Source organism: Geodermatophilus ruber (assembly GCF_900114385.1).
GTDB lineage: Bacteria > Actinomycetota > Actinomycetes > Mycobacteriales > Geodermatophilaceae > Geodermatophilus > Geodermatophilus ruber.
Genome location: NZ_FOSW01000007.1, coordinates 184,668 through 203,476 on the forward strand (window position 1 = coordinate 184,668; position 18,809 = coordinate 203,476).

General features: G+C 72.8%; 15 protein-coding genes and 1 tRNA gene. 7 read left to right on the forward strand and 9 right to left on the reverse strand.

The features are described 5' to 3' along the window. Nucleotides 1-75: 75 nt before the first annotated feature. The 3 genes from BMZ50_RS13230 to polA form a co-directional block, all read right to left on the reverse strand. Complete coding sequence (locus tag BMZ50_RS13230) at nucleotides 76-1,053, reverse strand: alpha/beta fold hydrolase (RefSeq protein ID WP_177212772.1); 978 nt, start codon at nucleotides 1,051-1,053, stop codon at nucleotides 76-78. Next, complete coding sequence (locus BMZ50_RS13235) at nucleotides 1,050-2,249, reverse strand: FAD-dependent oxidoreductase (RefSeq protein ID WP_091325265.1); 1,200 nt, start codon at nucleotides 2,247-2,249, stop codon at nucleotides 1,050-1,052. The genes BMZ50_RS13230 and BMZ50_RS13235 overlap by 4 nt, the downstream gene beginning before the upstream one ends. A 73-nt stretch (nucleotides 2,250-2,322) precedes the next feature. Next, entirely contained in the window at nucleotides 2,323-5,076 is a 2,754-nt protein-coding gene (gene polA, locus BMZ50_RS13240; RefSeq protein WP_091325267.1) for a DNA polymerase I, read from the reverse strand. A gap of 102 nt (nucleotides 5,077-5,178) precedes the next feature. Here polA and BMZ50_RS13245 point away from each other — a divergent pair, with 102 nt between their 5' ends. After that, nucleotides 5,179-5,580, forward strand: coding sequence for a PaaI family thioesterase (locus BMZ50_RS13245; protein WP_091325270.1), 402 nt, complete (start codon nucleotides 5,179-5,181; stop codon nucleotides 5,578-5,580). Nucleotides 5,581-5,592: 12 nt separating this feature from the next. Here the strand turns inward: BMZ50_RS13245 and BMZ50_RS13250 are convergent, their stop codons facing one another. Next, nucleotides 5,593-6,207, reverse strand: coding sequence for a GNAT family N-acetyltransferase (locus tag BMZ50_RS13250; RefSeq protein ID WP_143087167.1), 615 nt, complete (start codon nucleotides 6,205-6,207; stop codon nucleotides 5,593-5,595). Nucleotides 6,208-6,424: 217 nt separating this feature from the next. Between BMZ50_RS13250 and BMZ50_RS13255 the strand changes: the two genes are divergently transcribed. From BMZ50_RS13255 to BMZ50_RS13270, 4 genes are read left to right on the forward strand one after another with little or no spacing between them, the layout of a single operon-like run. Further along, nucleotides 6,425-7,756: a branched-chain amino acid ABC transporter permease gene (locus BMZ50_RS13255; RefSeq protein WP_245753632.1), complete on the forward strand. Its 1,332-nt coding sequence runs from the start codon at nucleotides 6,425-6,427 to the stop codon at nucleotides 7,754-7,756. A 3-nt stretch (nucleotides 7,757-7,759) separates the two neighbouring features. Next, nucleotides 7,760-8,758, forward strand: coding sequence for a branched-chain amino acid ABC transporter permease (locus BMZ50_RS13260; RefSeq protein ID WP_091325276.1), 999 nt, complete (start codon nucleotides 7,760-7,762; stop codon nucleotides 8,756-8,758). Continuing rightward, nucleotides 8,748-9,725 (forward strand): ABC transporter ATP-binding protein, encoded by a 978-nt coding sequence (locus BMZ50_RS13265; protein ID WP_091325279.1) that lies wholly within the window; start codon nucleotides 8,748-8,750, stop codon nucleotides 9,723-9,725. Before BMZ50_RS13260 ends, BMZ50_RS13265 begins: the two co-directional genes overlap by 11 nt. Continuing rightward, on the forward strand, nucleotides 9,722-10,576 hold the full coding sequence (locus BMZ50_RS13270; RefSeq protein WP_218146235.1) for an ABC transporter ATP-binding protein: 855 nt from the start codon (nucleotides 9,722-9,724) through the stop codon (nucleotides 10,574-10,576). The genes BMZ50_RS13265 and BMZ50_RS13270 overlap by 4 nt, the downstream gene beginning before the upstream one ends. Before the next feature lie 228 nt (nucleotides 10,577-10,804). On the opposite strand, the gene BMZ50_RS13275 is transcribed toward BMZ50_RS13270, so the two are convergent. Further along, the gene (locus BMZ50_RS13275) at nucleotides 10,805-12,130 is read right to left on the reverse strand and encodes an ABC transporter substrate-binding protein (RefSeq protein WP_091325281.1); all 1,326 of its coding nucleotides are present in this window, start codon (nucleotides 12,128-12,130) and stop codon (nucleotides 10,805-10,807) included. A gap of 192 nt (nucleotides 12,131-12,322) precedes the next feature. Next, the gene (locus BMZ50_RS13280; RefSeq protein WP_091325283.1) at nucleotides 12,323-12,922 is read right to left on the reverse strand and encodes an ANTAR domain-containing response regulator; all 600 of its coding nucleotides are present in this window, start codon (nucleotides 12,920-12,922) and stop codon (nucleotides 12,323-12,325) included. A 78-nt stretch (nucleotides 12,923-13,000) separates the two neighbouring features. On the opposite strand from BMZ50_RS13280, the gene BMZ50_RS13285 reads away from it, so the two are divergent. Next, nucleotides 13,001-13,074, forward strand: a tRNA-Leu gene (locus tag BMZ50_RS13285). Between the two features lie 109 nt (nucleotides 13,075-13,183). Continuing rightward, complete coding sequence (locus tag BMZ50_RS13290) at nucleotides 13,184-14,860, forward strand: aminotransferase class I/II-fold pyridoxal phosphate-dependent enzyme (RefSeq protein ID WP_218146236.1); 1,677 nt, start codon at nucleotides 13,184-13,186, stop codon at nucleotides 14,858-14,860. Between the two features lie 13 nt (nucleotides 14,861-14,873). Here the strand turns inward: BMZ50_RS13290 and BMZ50_RS13295 are convergent, their stop codons facing one another. The 3 genes from BMZ50_RS13295 to BMZ50_RS13305 form a co-directional block, all read right to left on the reverse strand. Continuing rightward, the gene (locus BMZ50_RS13295; RefSeq protein ID WP_245753633.1) at nucleotides 14,874-15,767 is read right to left on the reverse strand and encodes an acyl-CoA thioesterase; all 894 of its coding nucleotides are present in this window, start codon (nucleotides 15,765-15,767) and stop codon (nucleotides 14,874-14,876) included. Then, a complete protein-coding gene (pyk, locus tag BMZ50_RS13300; protein ID WP_091325285.1) occupies nucleotides 15,764-17,179 on the reverse strand; it encodes a pyruvate kinase in 1,416 nt (471 codons plus the stop codon). Before pyk ends, BMZ50_RS13295 begins: the two co-directional genes overlap by 4 nt. Nucleotides 17,180-17,302: 123 nt before the next feature. Then, entirely contained in the window at nucleotides 17,303-18,805 is a 1,503-nt protein-coding gene (locus BMZ50_RS13305) for a glutamate synthase subunit beta (protein ID WP_091325287.1), read from the reverse strand. Between the last annotated feature and the right edge of the window lie 4 nt (nucleotides 18,806-18,809).

Sequence of the window (18,809 nt, forward strand, 5' to 3'; positions counted from 1 at the left end):
AGCCTCACCCTCGACCAGAGCTGGAGGGTGAGGGTCGGCAACCGCCGGGAGCGGGGCGCCCGGGGAGCGGGGCGCTCAGCGCCGCACCGGCGGACCGAGGCGGTCCTCGATCCAGGAGGCCACGAGGGCCCACGCGTCGGCGTTGTTCTCCTCGTGCGCGAGGCCGTGCCCGCTGCCGGTCACGCCGTGCTCGACCAGATCCAGGTGGTCGACCGGCACGCCGGCGTCCCGCAGGAACCGGACGGAGCTCCGGTCCGCCTCGGCCCGCCCCGACGCCTCCGCCGTGACGACGCACACCGGCACCGTGGCGAGGCACGGCAACGCGGTCCCGTCCGCCGAGCGGGTGAGGGGCACCGCCGTGAGGCCCTCGGAGAGCCGGCCCAGCGGACCGAGGTCGCGGTGCGGCGGGCCGAGCGGCTCGAGCGCCACGACGGCGCGCACCCGACCCGGACGGCGGTCGGCGGCCAGCCACCCCGACGGCGCGCCGGCCGAGGCGGCGACCAGGACCGCGGGGCCGGTCCGGTCCAGCAGGTCGACCAGGCGGCGGGCGTCGAGCTCCTGACTGAGGGCGAGGTCGCGCAGCATGCCGGAGGAGGACGCCACCTGGGCGTCGGCGTGCGGGCTGCCCGCCGTCCGCCCCCAGGGCCACGCGGTGTGCGCCGCCGCCCGCGCCTCGTCGCGCGGCACGAGAAGCTCCAGCCCTGGATAGTCCGGGAACGGCGTCTTGCCCCCCAGTCGGGCCGGGTCCCACGGCGAGCGCCCGTAGCCGGGCCGGTCGAGCAGGTACACCGGGTACCCCGCCCGGACGGCCAGCTCGGCCCACCCCACCGGGGCGCCCGTGGTCCCCAGCCAGTCCGTCGACTGGCTTCCGCCCCCGTGGACGAACACGATCGGCGGGCGCCCCGTGAGCTCGGCCGGCGCCTCCCACTGCACCCACGCCGGGCCGAGCTGCCACGGACGGCCGTCGGTGTGCTGCAGGTCGCCGGGCAGCCAGAACGCGCCGCGGCGGCGGTGGACGGGGTCGGCGAGCTCGTGCGGAGCGGGGCCGGTCACCACGCTCCGATCAGCGACTTGGTCTCCATCGCCTTGGTCACCATCAGGCGCTCGATCAGCGCCTCCCGATCGGTAGCGAGCCGGCGGAGCCCGGCCATGTCCCGCTCGAGCTGCTGCGGGTCGGACGAGTGGAAGATCATCTTCTTGATCGCGGTGGCCGCCGGGTTGACCATCTCGAGGAAGACCCGGCGGCGTTCCCGGGCGTACGCGTCGAGCACCGACCCGTCGGCCTCCCCGCGGATGACCGCGGCGAGCGCCTCCTGCAGGACGAAGGTGTCGAACAGCCCACCGGTCAGGCCCAGCCCGCCGGCCGGGTTCGTCACGTGCGCGGCGTCCCCGGCCAGCAGCACCCGCCCGTCGCGGAACCGCGTGGCGCAGCGCTGGTGCATCCGGTAGGGGGCGTGCTCGACCAGCTCGAAACCGTCCAGGTCGGGCAGCACCGCCGCGAAGAACCCCGGCATCCGGTCGAGGATGGCCTCCTCGGGCAGGGCCACGTCCTCGCAGTAGGTGTAGCGCCACAGCCCCCCGCCGGGCGACTCGTCGAGCTTGGCGATCACGGCGCCGTAGACGTCGTCGCAGACGAAGCTGGTCTGCGCGAAGCCGTGCTGCTGGAACGGGTAGCGGACGTTGGTCGCCACGAACCGCTCGGGCCAGGTGAAGCCCTCGAACTCGATGCCGAGCGCCCGCCGCACGGCGCTGTGCGCGCCGTCGGCCCCGATCAGCCAGCCGGCCCGCAACTCCCGCCGGCCCCCGGGCGCGTCGACCGCGACGGTGACTCCCGACTCGTCCTGCGCGACGCCGACGACGGTGTGCTGCCACAGGACGGTGGCCGAGTCGTGGGCGGCCAGCTCCTCGAGGGCGAGCCGCACCAGATCGCCCTGCCCGAGGTGCAGGTTGTACGGGCGGGCCACGATGCCGTCGAGCGGCTCGAGTCCGAACCGGACCCGCTCCCCCGTCCGGTGCGCGCGGTACTCGTAGTCCTGCTTGAGGAAACCGCGGGCGGCCGCCTTCTCGTAGACGCCGAGCCGGTCCAGCCCCTCGAGCACCGCCCAGTGGTAGACCGCCGCCCGCGGCGCCATCACCACGTCGTCCGCCCGGTCCAGCACGGTCACGGGGATGCCCGCCCGCGCGAGCCCGAGGGCGTTCAGGATGCCGACCGGCCCCGCGCCCACCACCAGCACTGTGTCATCGATCACGGCGCCAACGTCCCGGCCGGCGAACGGCGGGTCAACCCGCCCCTCCGCCCGCCGGAAGGGACGTTCGGGCAGGTCAGTGGGCAGCGGCGTCCCAGCTGGCGCCGAAGCCGACCGAGACCTCCAGGGGCACGCTCAGCTCAGCGGCCCCGGCCATCTCGCGGCGGACCAGCGCCTCCAGGGCCTCCCGCTCCCCCGGCGCCACCTCGAGCACGAGCTCGTCGTGCACCTGCAGGAGCATCCGGGAGCGCAGGCCCTCGGCGGCGATCGCCTTCTCCACGTTGAGCATCGCCACCTTGATGACGTCGGCCGCCGAGCCCTGGATCGGGGCGTTGAGCGCCATCCGCTCGGCCATCTCCCGGCGCTGCCGGTTGTCGCTGGTGAGGTCGGGCAGGTAGCGGCGCCGGCCGAGGGTGGTCTCGGTGAACCCGGTCTGCCGGGCCTCCTCGACCACGCCGTCGAGGTAGTCACGGATGCCGCCGAAGCGCTCGAAGTAGGCGTGCATCTGCTCGCGCGCCTCCTCCGGGGTGATCCGCAGCTGCTGGGCCAGTCCGTAGGCCGACAACCCGTAGGCCAGGCCGTAGCTCATCGCCTTGATCCGGCGGCGCATCTCCGGGTCGACGTCCTCGATCGGGATGTTGAACGCCCGCGAGGCGACGAAGGAGTGCAGGTCCTCGCCCGAGGTGAACGCCTCGATGAGCCCCTCGTCGCCGGACAGGTGGGCCATGATCCGCATCTCGATCTGGCTGTAGTCCGCCGTCATCAACGACTCGAAGCCCGGGCCGACGACGAACGCCTGCCGGATCCGCCGCCCCTCGGCGCTGCGGATCGGGATGTTCTGCAGGTTCGGGTCGGTCGAGGACAGCCGGCCGGTGGCCGCGATGGTCTGCTGGAACGTCGTGTGGATCCGCCCGCCGTCGTCGACCATCGGGATCAGCCCGTCGATGACCGTGCGCAGCCGGGTCACGTCACGGTGGCGCAGCAGGTGCTCGAGGAACGGGTGCCCGGTCTGCCCCAGCAGCCAGGTGAGCGCCTCGGCGTCGGTCGTGTAGCCGCTCTTGATCTTCTTGGTCTTCGGCAGGCCCAGCTCGTCGAACAGCACCGCCTGCAGCTGCTTGGGCGAGCCCAGGTTCACCTCGCGGCCGATCACCGCGTAGCACTCGGCGGCCGCGCCGGCGACGCCGTCGGCGAACTCCCGCTGCAGCTCCATGAGGAAGTCCAGGTCGGCGGCGATCCCGCGCTGCTCCATGCGGGCCAGCACGAAGCTCAGCGGCAGCTCCAGCTCGCCGAGCAGCCGGTCCCCGCCGCGCTGCCCGAGCACCGACTCCAGCGCGTCGGAGAGGTCGTTGACCGCCACGGCCTTGAGGACGTCTGCCCGGGCCGCCTCGCGGGCGAGGTCCTCCTCCGACGGGCCCATCCCGTCGAGGGTGAGCTGCGCCTCCTCGGCGGCGGCCTCCCTGAGCTCGCGGCGCAGGTAGCGCACCGCGAGGTCGCCCAGGTCGAACGACCGCTGCCCCGGCATCGCCAGGTAGGCGGCCAGCGCGGTGTCGCTGACCACGCCGACGAGCTCCCAGCCGCGGGCCCAGATGGCCAGCAGCGGGCCCTTGACCTCGTGCACGACCTTCGGCCGGTCGGGGTCGGCCAGCCAGACGGCCAGCGCCTGCTCGTCGGTGGCGTCGAGGCCGGGGCCGAGGTCGACGAAGGTCGTGTGGTCGTCGGCGGCGGCCAGTGCCAGCCCGCTGAGCTCGCCGGTGCCCCGCCCCCACGTGCCGCGGAAGATCACGCCGGTCCGGCCGGTGCGCGCGTGCGCGTCCAGCCAGGCACCGAGCGCCCCGGCGGGCACCTCGTCGACGGTGACGTCGAAACCGCCCTCGACCTCGGGTTCGGCGCTGCTCAGGGTGGCGAACAGCCGGTCGCGCAGCACCCGGAACTGCAGGTTGTCGAAGAGGGTGTGCACCTCGTTGCGGTCCCACGGCGCGACGGCCAGGTCGCCGGGCCCCAGCTCCAAGGGGACCGCGCGGTCGAGCTCGGTCAGCCGGCGGTTCTGCAGCACCGAGGACAGGTGCTCGCGCAGCTTGTCGCCCACCTTGCCCTTGACGGTGTCGACCTGGTCGACCAGCGCGTCGAGCGAGCCGTACTCGCGCACCCACTTGGCGGCGGTCTTCTCCCCCACGCTCGGGATGCTCGGCAGGTTGTCGCTGGGGTCGCCCCGCAGCGCGGCGAAGTCGGGGTACTGCGCCGGCGAGAGGCCGTACTTGGTCTCGACCTCCTCCGGGGTGAACCGGGTGAGGTCGGAGACGCCCTTGCGGGGGTACAGCACGGTGACGTGCTCGTTGACCAGCTGCAGCGCGTCCCGGTCGCCGGTGGCGATGAGCACGTCCATGCCCTGCTCGACGGCCTGGACGGTGAGGGTGGCGATGACGTCGTCGGCCTCGTAGCCCTCCGCGGTGATGACCGGCACGTGCAGCGCGCCGAGCACCTCCTGGATCAGGCTGACCTGCCCGCGGAAGTCCGTGGGGCTCTCGGCCCGGTTGGCCTTGTACTCGGCGTAGATCTCGCTGCGGAAGGTCTTGCGGCCCACGTCGAAGGCGACCGCCAGGTGGGTCGGCTGCTCGTCGCGGAGAATGTTGATCAGCATCGAGGTGAAGCCGTAGACCGCGTTGGTCGGCTGGCCCGTGGTTGTGGAGAAGTTCTCCACCGGCAGGGCGAAGAAGGCCCGGTAGGCCAGGGAGTGCCCGTCGAGGAGCAGCAGCCGCGGGCGCTGCCCGGCGCCCGTCGGGACGGCGGTCGTCGGGGCACTGGACGCGGGGGCGGAGACCGAAGCGGACATCGGCAACGATCCTAGAAGGACCCCACCGCTCCCCAACCCTCGCAGGCTCGGGTCGGGACCCTGCAGCGGGGCCGCTGAGCGAGCGCTGGTTACCGTGCCGGGGTGACCCTCGCTCGACCCGACTGGCTGCCCACCGGCCACATCAGCCCGCTCGACGAGAAGCTGGGCATCGAGATCACCGACTACGACCCCGACCACCTGGTGGCCACCATGCCGGTGGAGGGCAACCAGCAGCCGGCCGGGCTGCTGCACGGCGGGGCCACCTGCGCCCTGGTGGAGACGGTCGGCTCGTGGGCGGCCGCGCTGGGCGCCGGGCCCGGCCGGCGGTGCGTCGGGGTGGAGCTCAACGTCAGCTACCTGCGCGCGGCCACCAGCGGCGTCGTCACCGCGGTGGCCACCCCGGTACGCCGGGGCCGGACGCTGGCCACGTTCCTGGTCGAGGTCACCGACGAGGCCGGCCGGACGACGGCCACGGCCCGGCTGACCTGCATGCTCGGCGGCTGACCGCAAGCCGGCTCAGCCCTCGGCGGCGTCGAGCAGCGGGACGACCCGGCCCATCGGCCGGCGGCGCACCGGAGGACGGCGCGGGACCGGGATGGTCACGCCGCCGCGCTGCCACGCCGCCAGCGACCGGGCGAGGGTTTCCCGCGGCACGATCCGGCGGGTGGTGAGCGGCGCGAAGCCCATCCGCACGAAGAACCGCTGCCGCTCCGCCTCGTGCCCGCCGACGGCAGCGACCACGTGGTCCGCGCCGGAGTCGACCGCGTGCTGCACCGCGGCCCGCAGCAGCGCCGCGCCGGCGCCGCACCGGCGGTGGTCGCGGTGCACCACCAGGTTGTCGACGGTCACCTGGGGGACCCCCAGCACGACCGACAGCGGGTCGAGCCCGAGGACGGCCAGCCCGATGACGAGCTCGCCGGCGCCGTCCCCGCGGGCCGCGTTCGGCCCCGGCAGCACCGCGAGGACCACGCGGTGCCCCGGATCGGCGAGCAGCCGGCGGAAGCCGGCCGCTGTGGCGGCCCCGGGTGTCTGCCCGGTGAGGACGCCCTCGGCATGTGCCTCCGACCGGTGCTGGCGCACCAGGGCGAGCACGGCGGGCAGATCGTCGGGACGCGCCGTGCGCGTACCCACGCGGGACCGCGAACCTGTTCCTGGCACAGGAGCCCTCCCCTGGACGGTGGCCAGAGCGTGCACCTCCACCGGCCCGGGGGCACGACGGCGCGCCGCCCCCTGGTACGGGCGTGACAGAAGCAGCGTGTCGCGGAAAGGTCACAGCTCATCCCGAGGACAGGAGCGGGTGGGTGAGCTGGGTTACGGTCCTGCCTCACCACACCCGCTGGGAGGTCGAGTGACGCACGCGCCAGGGCGATTCCGACGGCCGGGACGCTGGACCGGCCCCGGAGAACCCGCCGCCCGGGACCGCCGGTGGGCCCTGCTGCGCCTGCTCCTCGTCGCGGTGTTCGCCACGGGCATCGCCGCCCTCACCCCGGGGGTGGCCTCCGCGGAGGGGGAGCAGCTCCTCGGGACCCTGCAGACCAGCCGGAGCGGCCCCATCGGGGGCGTCCAGATCGAGGTCACCACGCCCGGCGGCGAGGAGATCGAGACCGTCGAGAGCGACGAGCGGGGCCGCTGGTCGGTCGACCTCCCCGGCCCCGGGGAGTACGTGGTCACCCTCGACGCCGACGACCTCCCCGACGGGGTGGAGCTGGCCGGGGAGGACAGCCGCACCGTCACCGTCGACGAGAACCGGCGCGAGCCGGTCATCATCGGCCTCTCCGACGGCAGCCGGGACTCCGGCGGCGGCACGGTCCGGGCCGTCCAGCTGCTCGTCGACGGCATCCGCTTCGGGCTGCTGATCGCGATGTGCGCCGTCGGGCTCTCCCTGATCTTCGGGACGACGGGGCTGACGAACTTCGCGCACGGCGAACTGGTGACCATCGGGGCGGTCGTCGCCTGGTTCATCAACGTGGAGGGCGGCGTCCCGCTGATCCCGGCCACGATCATCGCGATGGTGGTCGGCGCCGCCGTCGGCGCGCTCAACGAACTGGCCCTGTGGCGGCCGCTGCGCCGCCGGGGCACCGGGCTCGTCGCCGCACTGGTGATCTCCATCGGGCTCTCGCTGCTGCTGCGCTACCTGATCCAGATCGTCTACGGCGGCCGCTCCAGCCCCTACCGGTTCCAGCCCGGCCGGGCCGTGGACTACGGCCTGTTCACCCTCACCGACCGGGCCGTGGCCTCGATCATCATCTCGATCGTCGTCCTCCTGCTGGTCGCGGTGATGCTGCAGCGGACCAGGATCGGCAAGGCGATGCGCGCGGTCGCCGACAACCGCGACCTCGCCGCTGCCTCCGGCATCGACGTCAACCGGGTCATCCTCGTGGTCTGGCTCATGGGCGGCGCGCTAGCGGCACTCGGCGGTGTGCTGCTGGGGCTGTCCGACCAGGTCCAGTGGGACATGGGCTTCCGGCTGCTGCTGCTCATGTTCGCCGGCGTCACGCTCGGCGGCCTCGGCACGGCCTACGGGGCGCTGGTGGGCAGCCTCATCGTCGGCGTGTTCGTGCAGATGTCGACCCTCGTCATCCCGAATGACGTCAAGTACGTCGGAGGACTGCTGCTGTTGATCGTCATCCTCGTCATCCGGCCCCAGGGCATCCTGGGCAGCCGCGTGCGGGTCGGCTGAGTCATGGGTGAGCTGATCGACGCCCTCACCGTCGCCGGCAAGGCGGCCCTGGGCTTCCAGGCGATCTTCTTCGCGCTGCTGGCCATCGGCATCAACGTCCAGTTCGGGTACGCTGGCCTGCTCAACTTCGGGCAGATCGCCTTTGCCATGCTGGGCGGCTTCGGCATCGCCATCTCGGTCAGCAAGTGGGGCCTGCCGTTCTGGGTGGGTGTGCTGGTCGGCGTCCTCGCCGCCGTCGTCCTCGCCCTGCTGCTGGGCCTGCCCACCCTGCGGCTGCGCGCCGACTACCTCGCGATCGCGACCATCGCGACCGCCGAGGGGCTCCGGCTGCTGTTCCGGTCGGTGTCGGCCACGCCGGTCACCAACGGCACCCGGGGCCTCTCTGCCTTCAACGGCGACTTCATCGCCCTGGCCCCGTGGGACACCGCCCGCCGGTACCGGTTCCTGGGCACCAGTTGGTCCGGCGCCGAGCTGTGGGTCGCCCTGGTCGGGTGGGTCCTCGTCGCGCTGGCCTGCCTGCTGGTGTGGGCGCTGGTGCGCAGCCCGTGGGGCCGGGTCCTCAAGTCCATCCGCGAGGACGAGGACGCCGTCCGCGCCCTGGGCAAGAACGTCTACGTCTACAAGATGCAGGCCCTCGTCCTCGGCGGCGTCGTCGGCGCGTTCGGCGGCATGATCTACGCCGTCGGGACCGGGTCGGCCGTGCCCGACCAGTACCAGAACGCCAACACGTTCCTCGCCTACGCCGCGCTCATCCTCGGCGGCGCCGCCCGCGTGCTCGGGCCGGTCGTCGGCGCCATGCTGCTGCTGTTCATCCTGCAGTTCGCCGACACCCTGTTGCGAGCGCTGATCGACAACGGGGTCATCCCCTCGGAGCTGCTGTCCTCCACCGACGTCGCGCAGATCCGCTTCGTCCTGGTCGGGCTCGGGCTCATCCTGTTGCTGGTCTTCCGACCGCAGGGCATCTTCGGTGACCGACGAGAGGTGATGCTCGATGCCCGCTGACCCCCGCTCCCCCGAGCCTCAGCGGCTGGCGCGGGCGGCGCTGCGCGACGTCGCCTGGGAGGTCGGCGTCGCCAAGCCCGACCCGGCCATCGTCGTCGACGGCGTCACCCGCACCTTCGGCGGGCTCACCGCCGTCGCGGTCGACCACCTGGAGATCCAGCGCGGCGGCATCACCGGCCTGATCGGCCCCAACGGGGCCGGAAAGACCACCCTGTTCAACCTGCTCACCGGCTTCGACCAGCCCAACGCCGGCAGCTGGACCTTCGACGGCCGGCCGCTGGGCAAGCTGGCGCCACACCGGGTGGCCCGGCTCGGCGTCGTCCGCACCTTCCAGCTCACCAAGGCGCTGGCCCGGCTCACCGTGCTGCAGAACATGCTGCTCGGGGCGCAGGATCAGCGCGGGGAGAGCTTCTTCCGGGCGCTGGTGCCCGGGATCTGGCGCCAGCAGGAGAAAGAGAACACGGAGAAGGCGATGGACCTTCTCGCGAGGTTCAAGCTGGACTCCAAGAAGGACGACTTCGCCGGGACCCTGTCCGGCGGTCAGCGCAAGCTGCTCGAGATGGCCCGGGCGCTGATGAGTGACCCCCAGGTCGTCATGCTCGACGAGCCGATGGCCGGGGTGAACCCTGCCCTGACCCAGAGCCTGCTCGGCCACGTCAAGGACCTGCGCGAGCAAGGGATGACGGTCATCTTCGTCGAGCACGACATGGACGTCGTGCGCGACATCAGCGACTGGGTGGTGGTCATGGCCTCCGGCCGGGTCATCGCCGAGGGGCCGCCGGAGTCGATCAGCCAGAACCAGGCCGTGGTCGACGCCTACCTGGGCGCCCACCACGACGCCCCGCTCACCGTCGAGGAGGAGGATCGCGTCCTCGCCCAGGCCGAGCGGGAGATCGCCCGCGAGGAGCACGTGGAGGGCGAGGTCCTCAGTTCCGACGTACCGCCGCAGGAGAGGACCGACCGATGAGCTCCCCCCTCTTCGAGGTGGACGAGTCCGGCGAGGACCGCACCCGGGCCGACCAGGCCGCCACGACCAGCACCCTCTCCCCCGCCGAGAAGGCCGCCACGCGGGAGGAGCACGTCCGCCTCGCCGAGGGCGCGCTCGTCCGCGCCGACGACCTCGTCGCCGGGTACCTGCCCGGGGTCAACATCCTGCGCGGGTGCGACTTCTACCTGCAGGAGGGCGAGCTCGTCGGCATCATCGGCCCCAACGGCGCCGGCAAGTCCACCCTCCTCAAGACGCTGTTCGGCCTCATCCCGGTGCGCTCGGGCACCGTCACGCTGCGCGGGGAGGACATCACCTCCGCCCCCGCGCACCGCCTGGTCTCCCTCGGCGTCGGCTACGTGCCGCAGAACAACAACGTGTTCCCCTCGCTCACCATCGAGGAGAACATGCAGATGGGCGTCTACCTGCGGCCGAAGACGTTCAAGGAACGCTTCGACTACGTCATCGACCTGTTCCCGCTGCTCGGCGAGCGGCGCAAGGGCAAGGCCGGCGCGCTGTCGGGCGGCGAGCGCCAGATGGTGGCCATGGGCCGGGCGCTGATGATGGATCCCTCGGTCCTGCTGCTCGACGAGCCCTCCGCCGGCCTCTCCCCCGCCTACCAGGACGAGGTCTTCATCCGCTGCCGGCGGATCAACGCCACCGGTGTCTCGATCATCATGGTCGAGCAGAACGCCCGCCGCTGCCTGCAGATCTGCGACCGCGGCTACGTCCTCGACCAGGGCCGCAACGCCTACACCGACACCGGCGAGTCGCTCATGCACGACCCCAAGGTCATCGAGCTCTACCTGGGGACCCTGGCCAAGGCCCGGTAACCCGTTCCTCGGACGACGCCGCGCAGCGGCGGCCATGTCACGCAGCATCGGGCGGGCGTCGGCGCCGGGCAGCCCGAATCGGTCGCCGGGGTCGGAGGAGTGGTCCGCGGCCGCGCGGGCCGCCGGAGCCGCGGTGGCACCGGGCCCGGACAGCACAGTGGCCCGGCACCACGAGGGGTGCCGGGCCACTGCGGTGGCTCTACCGGGTCAGTCACCCGGTCGGGACGCTCAGCGCTGGGGGCCGATGCCCTGGTCGTTGAGGCCCTGCAGGATCCGGGAGGACTCCTCGAACCCGATGACCACGATCGCGTCGGGGTTGAAGTCGACCATCTCCTGCACCTCGGCGTCGTAGTTCGCCGCCTGCGGGTCGTAGGTGAGGTCGACGATGTCGTCCTCGGAGAGCCCGGCCTCGATCAGGTTGTTCTTCGTGTTCTCCGACAGGCCGGTGCCGTACGAGTCGTTCAGCGCCAGGATGCCCACGGTGTTGTTGCCGTCCGCGATGATCATGTCGGCCAGGGCGCGGGCCTGCAGCGTGTCCGGGGGCGCGGTGCGGAAGTACAGCCCGTTGTCGTTGTAGTCGGTGAACTGGTCCGACGTGTTGGCCGGCGAGAACTGCAGGACGCCGGCCCCGGTGATGGCGTCGATGACCGTGAGGCTCACGCTCGACGACGCGGCACCGATGATGGCGTTGGCGCCGGCCTGCAGCAGCCGGTCGACGGTCTGGGTCGCCGTGTCCGTCGAGGTGTCACCGGAGTCGCCCTCGACCAGCTGCACCGGCTGGCCCAGCACGCCGCCGGCGGCGTTGATGTCGTTGATCGCCAGCTTGGAGGCGGCGACCTCCGGCGGGCCGAGGAAGGCCAGGTTCCCGGTCAGCGGCAGCAGCGTGCCGATCACCAGCGGCTCGCCGGTCGTCCCGGCCGGGGCGTAGGCCGGCCCCTCGTCGGTGGCCGCGTTCGCCTCGTCGCCGGTGATGACGAAATCGGTCGCGTCGGCGTCCAGCCGGTTGTCGTCCCCGAACTGGAGGAGGCCGATGCTCGCCTGGGCCGGCTCACCGGCATCGGTGAAGCTCAGCGGGCCGGAGATGCCGTCGTAGTCGACGTTGCCGCCGTTGTTGATGATCTCCAGGCAGGCGGCGAAGTCGGTGCACTGCTCGCCGCCGAAGGTGATGCCGTTGACGTAGTCCTTGAAGACGTTGGCGTCGTTGGTGCCGGCCGCCTGCGCCGCGAGCGCGATGATGATGGCCGCGTCGTAGGTCTCACCGGCGTAGTTGAAGTCCTGCAGGTTCGGGTCGACCTCCCGCAGGCGGCTCATGAAGTCCTCGCCGAGGTCGGTGAGCGGCTGCGTGCCCCGCATGCCGGCCAGGGCACCGTTCTCGCTGAAGTCGTCCCCGGTGCCGTTCGCCGTGTTGCCGTCGACGCCGTAGACGTTGACCAGCTTCTCGCCGTCGCCGCCCCCGTTCGCGCTGCCGCCCTCGTCGTCCCCGCCGCAGGCGGTCAGGACGAGCAGAGCGGCACCCGAGACGGCGATGCTCCGGGCCAAGGTGCCAGTGCGCATCAAGCAACTCCCACTGTCGTGTCGGTCATGCACCGGGCCGTCCCGTGCGGGGGCGACCGGATCAGTGGGGGGAAGGTAGCGGCTGCCCACGGGCCCCGAACCGGGGGCGACAGGACCGTGATGACGTTGTGACCTCCCGGATGGACGGCGGACACGTGCCGGGCCGCACCCCTCCGGGAGGAGACGCGGGTCTCAGTCCGCCGCGGCCTCGGGTGCCGACACCGGCTCGAGGATCTGCTGGGCCAGGGCCTTCATCGAGGTGCGCTCGTTCATCGCCGTCCGCTGGATCCAGCGGAACGCCTCGGCCTCGGTCAGCCCCTGCTCGGCCATGAGCTTGCCCTTGGCCTGCTCCACGACCTTGCGGGTCTCCAGCCGCTCCTCGAGCGTGCGGACCTCACCGTCGAGGGCGGCGAGCTCGGCGAACCGGGCGCGGGCCACCTCGATCGCGGGCACCAGGTCGTTCTTGGAGAACGGCTTGACCAGGTACGCCATCGCGCCGGCGTCCCGCGCCCGCTCCACCAGCTCACGCTGGCTGAAGGCGGTGAGCACGATGACCGGTGCGATGCGGGCCGTGGCGATCTGCTCGGCAGCGGAGAGCCCGTCCAGCACGGGCATCTGGATGTCGAGGATCACCAGATCCGGCCGCAACTCGGCGGCGCGCTCGACCGCCTGCTGCCCGTCACCGACCTCGGCGACGACCGCGTAGCCCTCCTCCTCCAGCATCTCCTTGAGGTCGAGGCGGATGAGGGCCTCGTCCTCGGCGATCAGGACCCGGATCGGCTCGCTGCTCACGGGCGGAGCCTAGCGATGCGGGGCGGGTAACGCCGTCGGGCTAGGCTGCTCGGGCAGCCGGAGCCCCGGTTCCGGCGCGCCCCCGTACCCCAATCGGCAGAGGGAGCGGATTCAAAACCCGCGCAGTGTGCGTTCGAGTCGCACCGGGGGCACCCAGGCACCACCACGACACGGTTGAGCGATTCACAACCCGCGCAGTGTGCGTTCGAGTCGCAGCGGGGGCACCGCCCCCGGGCGCCGGCCGCCCCATACGGTGGGGCCGTGAGCGAGCCGATCCCGACACCCCCGCACATGACGCCCGAGCAGTTCCGGCAGCACGGTCACGAGGTCGTCGACTGGATCGCCGACTACTGGACCCGGGTCGGCTCCCTCCCGGTGCGCTCCCCCGTCGCCCCGGGCGACGTGCGCGAGGCGCTCCCGCCGTCGGCCCCCGAGCAGGGCGAACCGTTCTCAGCCGTCCTCGCCGATCTCGATCGCGTCGTCGTGCCCGGGCTCACGCACTGGCAGCATCCCGGCTTCTTCGGCTACTTCCCCGCCAACACCTCGGGCCCCTCGGTTCTCGGCGACCTCGTCTCGGCCGGCCTCGGCGTGCAGGGCATGTCGTGGGTGACGAGTCCCGCGGCCACCGAGCTCGAGCAGCACGTCATGGACTGGTTCGCCGAGCTGCTCGGCCTGCCGGAGTCGTTCCGCTCCACCGGGACCGGCGGCGGCGTCGTCCAGGACACCAGCTCGGCCGCGAACCTGGTGGCGCTGCTCGCGGCACTGCACCGGGCCAGCAGCGGGGCGACCGTGCGGAACGGGGTGAGCCCGGAGGAGTACACGGTCTACGTCTCCAGCGAGACGCACTCCTCCATGGAGAAGGCCGTCCGCATCGCGGGCCTGGGCAGCGACGCCGTGCGGCTGGTCGAGGTCGACGCGGACCTGGCGATGCGCCCGGCCGCCCTCGCCGCGCGGCTGGAGCGGGACACCGCCCGGGGCTTTCGCCCCGTGCTCGTCTGCGCCACGGTCGGGACGACGTCCACCACGGCGATCGACCCGCTGGCCGAACTCGGCCCGATCTGCCAGAAGTACGGCGTCTGGCTGCACGTGGACGCCGCCTACGCCGGGGTGAGCGCCGTGGCGCCCGAGCTGCGCCCGCTGCAGGCCGGCGTCGAGTGGGCCGACAGCTACACCACCGACGCCCACAAGTGGCTGCTCACCGGCTTCGACGCCACCTTGTTCTGGGTCGCCGACCGGGCCGCGCTCACCGGCGCGCTGGCGATCCTGCCGGAGTACCTGCGCAACGCCGCCACCGACGCGGGCAGCGTCGTGGACTACCGCGACTGGCAGATCGAGCTCGGTCGCCGCTTCCGGGCGCTGAAGCTGTGGTTCGTGCTGCGCTGGTACGGCGCGGAGGGGCTGCGGGCGCACATCCGCTCCGGGGTGGCGATGGCCCAGGAGCTGGCCGGTTGGGTCGACGCCGACGACCGGTTCGACGTGGTCGTGCCGCACCCGCTGTCCCTGGTGTGCCTGCGGCCGCGGTGGGCCGCCGACGTGGACGCCGACGTGGCCACGATGACCCTGATGGAGCGGCTCAACGACGGCGGCGAGGTGTTCCTGACCCACACCACCGTCCGGGGGCAGGTGGTGCTGCGGGTGGCCGTCGGTGCGCCCACGACGACCCGGGCGCACGTCGAGCGGGTCTGGGCGCTGCTGTGCGAGGGGCACGACTGGCTGGCCGCCGACTTCGCCGAGTCCGCCGCCGAGCGGGCCCGGCTCGACGCCGAGCGCCGAGCGGCCCTCGCGGCACCGGCGGAGGCGCCGGCGACGCAGGACGAGACGGCCACGCAGGCCGCGGCGCAGGAGGACCTGCCGGCCGGCCCCGCCGACGTGCCGCCGGGCACGGACTCGGAGCCCGTCCCGGACGAGGCCGACGCCGCCTCGCGCTCCGGGAGCTGAACGCGGGGGCTGCTCAGCGCCCGCCGGCGCGGAGCAGCCCCTCCTGGGCGACGGTGGCGACGTGGGTGCCGTCGGCCGACCAGATCCGGCCGAAGCACAGCGCCAGGCCCCGCGAGGCGGCCGGGCTGTCGGTCTCGTAGAGGAACCAGTCGTCGGCCCGCACCGGGGCGTGGAACCACACCGCGTGGTCGAGGCTGGCCCCCTCGTGCTCGCCCCAGCCGCCGACCCGGGCCAGCCCGGCGCCCAGCAGCGTGAGGTCACTGACGAAGGCCAGCGCCGCGCTGTGCACGGCGGGGTCGTCGGGCAGCCGCCCGGCCACCCGCATCCACACCCGCGTGGAGGTGTCCGGCGGCTGCTTGAGCCGGCGCTCGAACGGGTCCTCCAGCAGCCGTTGCTCGACCGCCCGGCTGATCTCCAGGCTCGACGAATCGCTCGCGTCGTGCCGGGCGGCGACCTCGGCCAGCGAGGGCAGCTCCGCGGGTGCCGGCACGTCGGGCATCGGAACCGCGTGCTCCACGACCGCCTGCTCGCCGGCGTGGAAGTCGGCGGTCAGCGCGAAGATGGCCACCTCCTCGCCCCTGCGGTGCTGCCACGCCACGACCCGGCGGGTGGAGAACGAGCGCCCGTCCCGGATCCGATCGACGGCGTAGCGGATCTCCTCCTGCGGGTCACCGGGCCGCAGGAAATAGGCGTGCAGCGAGTGCCCGAACCGCTCACCGGGGACGGTCCGGCCAGCGGCCATGAGCGCCTGCCCGGCGACCTGCCCGCCGAAGATGCGCTGCAACCGGGTGGTGGGCGTCTGCCCCACGAAGACGTCCCGCTCGCGCTCCTCGAGGTCGAGCACGCCCATCAGCGCCGCGGCCTGCGAGGTCTCGGCGGGCTCGAGCGGCCCCGCGGTCCCGCTCACGAGTCGGTACCGACCTCGTGCACCCGGATGAGGTTGGTGGACCCGACGGTGTTGGGCGGGCTGCCGGCGACCACGACCACCCGGTCGCCCTCCTTGAGCCGGCCGATGGCCAGCAACGAGAAGTCCACCTGCTGCACCATGTCGTCGGTGTGCTGCACCTCGGGCACCAGGAAGGTCTCCACGCCCCAGGACAGCGCCAGCTGGCTGCGCACGCGGGCGTCGACGGTGAAGGCCAGCAGCGGCTGGCGGGGGTGCAGCGCGGCCAGCCGGCGGGCGGTGTCCCCGGTCTGGGTGAAGGTGGCCAGCGCCCGGACGTCGAGGGACTCCCCGATGTCGCGCGCCGCACGGACGATCGCCCCCGAGCGGGACCGCGACCGGCGGACCAGCTCCGGGGCCCGCACCGAGTCGCTCTCGACCGCGTCGATGATCCGCTCCATCGTCCGCACCGCGGCGATCGGGTAGCGGCCCACCGAGGTCTCCCCCGACAGCATGACGGCATCCGCCCCGTCGAGGACGGCGTTGGCGACGTCGGAGGCCTCGGCGCGGGTCGGCCGCGACGAGCTGATCATCGATTCGAGCATCTGGGTGGCGACGATGACCGGCTTGTTCCGCTCCCGGGCGGCCTGCACGGCCCGCTTCTGGACCAGCGGCACCTGCTCCAGCGGCAGCTCCACGCCCAGGTCGCCGCGGGCGACCATGATCCCGTCGAAGGCCTCGACGATCGCCTCGAGGTTCTCCACCGCCTCGGGCTTCTCCAGCTTGGCGATGACCGGGACGTGCACGTCCTCCTGGCGCATGATGTCGCGCACCAGCTCGACGTCGCGCGGCGAACGGACGAAGGAGAGCGCGACGAAGTCGACCGAGAGGTGCAGGGCGAAGCGCAGGTCCTCCGCGTCCTTCTCCGACAGCGCCGGCACGCTCACCGCGACCCCCGGCAGCGACAGGCCCTTGTTGTTGGAGACCTCACCGCCCTCGACCACGAGGCACTGCACGTCCGGGCCGTCGACGCCGACCACCGACAGGGCCAGCTTGCCGTCGTCCACCAGCAGCCGGTCCCCGACCTTGACGTCGGCCGACAGGCCCTTGTAGGTGGTGGAGACCCGCTCGGCGGTGCCCGGGACGTCCTCGACGGTGATGCAGACCCGGCTGCCGGTCTCCCAGTGCGCCCGCCCCTCGGCGAACGTGCCCAGCCGGATCTTGGGGCCCTGCAGGTCGGCCAGGACGGCCACGGCGTGCCCGGTGTGGTCCGAGGCCTCCCGCACCAGCCGGTAGGCCTTCTCGTGGTCGGCGTGCGAGCCGTGGCTGAAGTTCAGCCGGGCCACATCCATCCCGGACTCGACGAGGGCGGTGACCTGCTCGAGGGAGCTGGTCGCCGGACCGAGCGTGCAGACGATCTTGGCGCGGCGGGACATGCCCTGAACGCTAGTGGGAGGACCCTGGCGGCGCCGGGAGGGTGGGGTGTGACGATCGCCCACCGACCAGCAGGGCCGGGCCCCGCCTGTGGCAGGACCCGGCCCCGGCCGGTCAGGGTGCGCTCAGCGCAGCGCGACCGCCGTCGGCGTCACCGGCCGCGGCAGCATCGACTCCCCGGTGAGCCACGCGTCGACGGCACCGGCCGCCGCCCGGCCCTCGGCGATCGCCCACACGATCAGCGACTGCCCACGGCCCATGTCACCGGCGACGAAGACGCCGGGCACGGTGGACATGAACTCGCCGTCGCGGGCCACGTTGCCGCGGCCGTCGATCTCCACGCCCAGGGTGTCGAGCAGGCCCTCGCGCTGCGCGCCGGTGAAGCCCATGGCGAGGAACACCAGGTCGGCCGGGAGCTCCCGCTCGGTCCCCTCGACCTTCTGGAACCGCCCGTCGACCCGCTCCACCTCGTGGATGAGCAGGGCGCGCACGTTGCCCTGGGCGGGGCCCTCCTCATGACCCAGGAAGCGCTCGGTGTTGACGCTGTAGAGCCGCTCGCCGCCCTCCTCGTGCGCGCTGGAGACCCGCATGATCATCGGGTACGTGGGCCAGGGGTTGCTGTTCTGGTCCCGCCGGTCCGGCGGCGGCGGCATGATCTCCAGCTGGGTCACCGACAGCGCGCCCTGCCGGTGCGCGGTGCCCAGGCAGTCGGCGCCGGTGTCGCCGCCGCCGATGATCACGACGTGCTTGCCGTGCGCGTTGATCGGCGGCTCGTCCAGCTCGCCGAGGGCCTGCCGGTTGCCGAAGGGCAGGTACTCCATCGCCAGGTGGATGCCCCGGAACTCCCGGCCCGGAGCGGGCAGGTCACGGCCGATGGTGGCGCCGCCGGCCAGGACGACGGCGTCGTACTGGGCCCGCAGCTGCTCGGCCGACAGGTCGTCGGCACCGCTGCCACCGACCTCGACGCCGGTGACGAACCGGGTGCCCTCGGCCCGCATCTGGTCCAGCCGCCGGTCGAGGACGGCCTTCTCCATCTTGAACTCGGGGATGCCGTAGCGCATCAGCCCGCCGACCCGGTCGGCCCGCTCGTAGACGGTCACCTCGTGCCCGGCCCGGGTGAGCTGCTGGGCGGCAGCCAGCCCGGCGGGGCCGGAACCGATGACGGCAACCTTCTTGCCGGTGCTCTCCTGCGCCGGCACGGGGCGCACCAGATCACGCTGGAACGCCTGGTCGATGATCTCCCACTCGATCTGCTTGATCGTGACCGGCGACTCCTGGAGGTTCAGGACGCAGGAGCCCTCGCACGGCGCCGGGCACAGCTTCCCGGTGAACTCCGGGAAGTTGTTGGTGGCGTGCAGCCGCTCGATGGCCTCGGTCCAGTCGTCCCGGCGGGCGAGGTCGTTCCACTCCGGGATCAGGTTCCCCAGCGGGCACCCGTGGTGGCAGAACGGGATGCCGCAGTCCATGCAGCGGGCGGCCTGCTGGCGCACCGCGGCCACCGGGAAGACGGCGTCCTCGCCGTTCTGGCGGGCGAGGTACACGTCCTTCCAGTCCAGGATCCGGACGTCGACCGGGCGGCGCGGTGGCAGCGCCCGGTCGTGCTTGAGGAAGCCGGTGGAGTCAGCCACGGCG

Coding starts and splice junctions, on each gene's coding strand:
- polA (WP_091325267.1), bottom strand. CDS start 5,076: ATGTCCGCTTCGGTCTCCGCCCCCGCGTCCAGTGCCCCGACGACCGCC.
- BMZ50_RS13260 (WP_091325276.1), top strand. CDS start 7,760: ATGGGTGAGCTGATCGACGCCCTCACCGTCGCCGGCAAGGCGGCCCTG.
- BMZ50_RS13265 (WP_091325279.1), top strand. CDS start 8,748: ATGCCCGCTGACCCCCGCTCCCCCGAGCCTCAGCGGCTGGCGCGGGCG.
- BMZ50_RS13270 (WP_218146235.1), top strand. CDS start 9,722: ATGAGCTCCCCCCTCTTCGAGGTGGACGAGTCCGGCGAGGACCGCACC.
- BMZ50_RS13275 (WP_091325281.1), bottom strand. CDS start 12,130: ATGCGCACTGGCACCTTGGCCCGGAGCATCGCCGTCTCGGGTGCCGCT.
- pyk (WP_091325285.1), bottom strand. CDS start 17,179: ATGTCCCGCCGCGCCAAGATCGTCTGCACGCTCGGTCCGGCGACCAGC.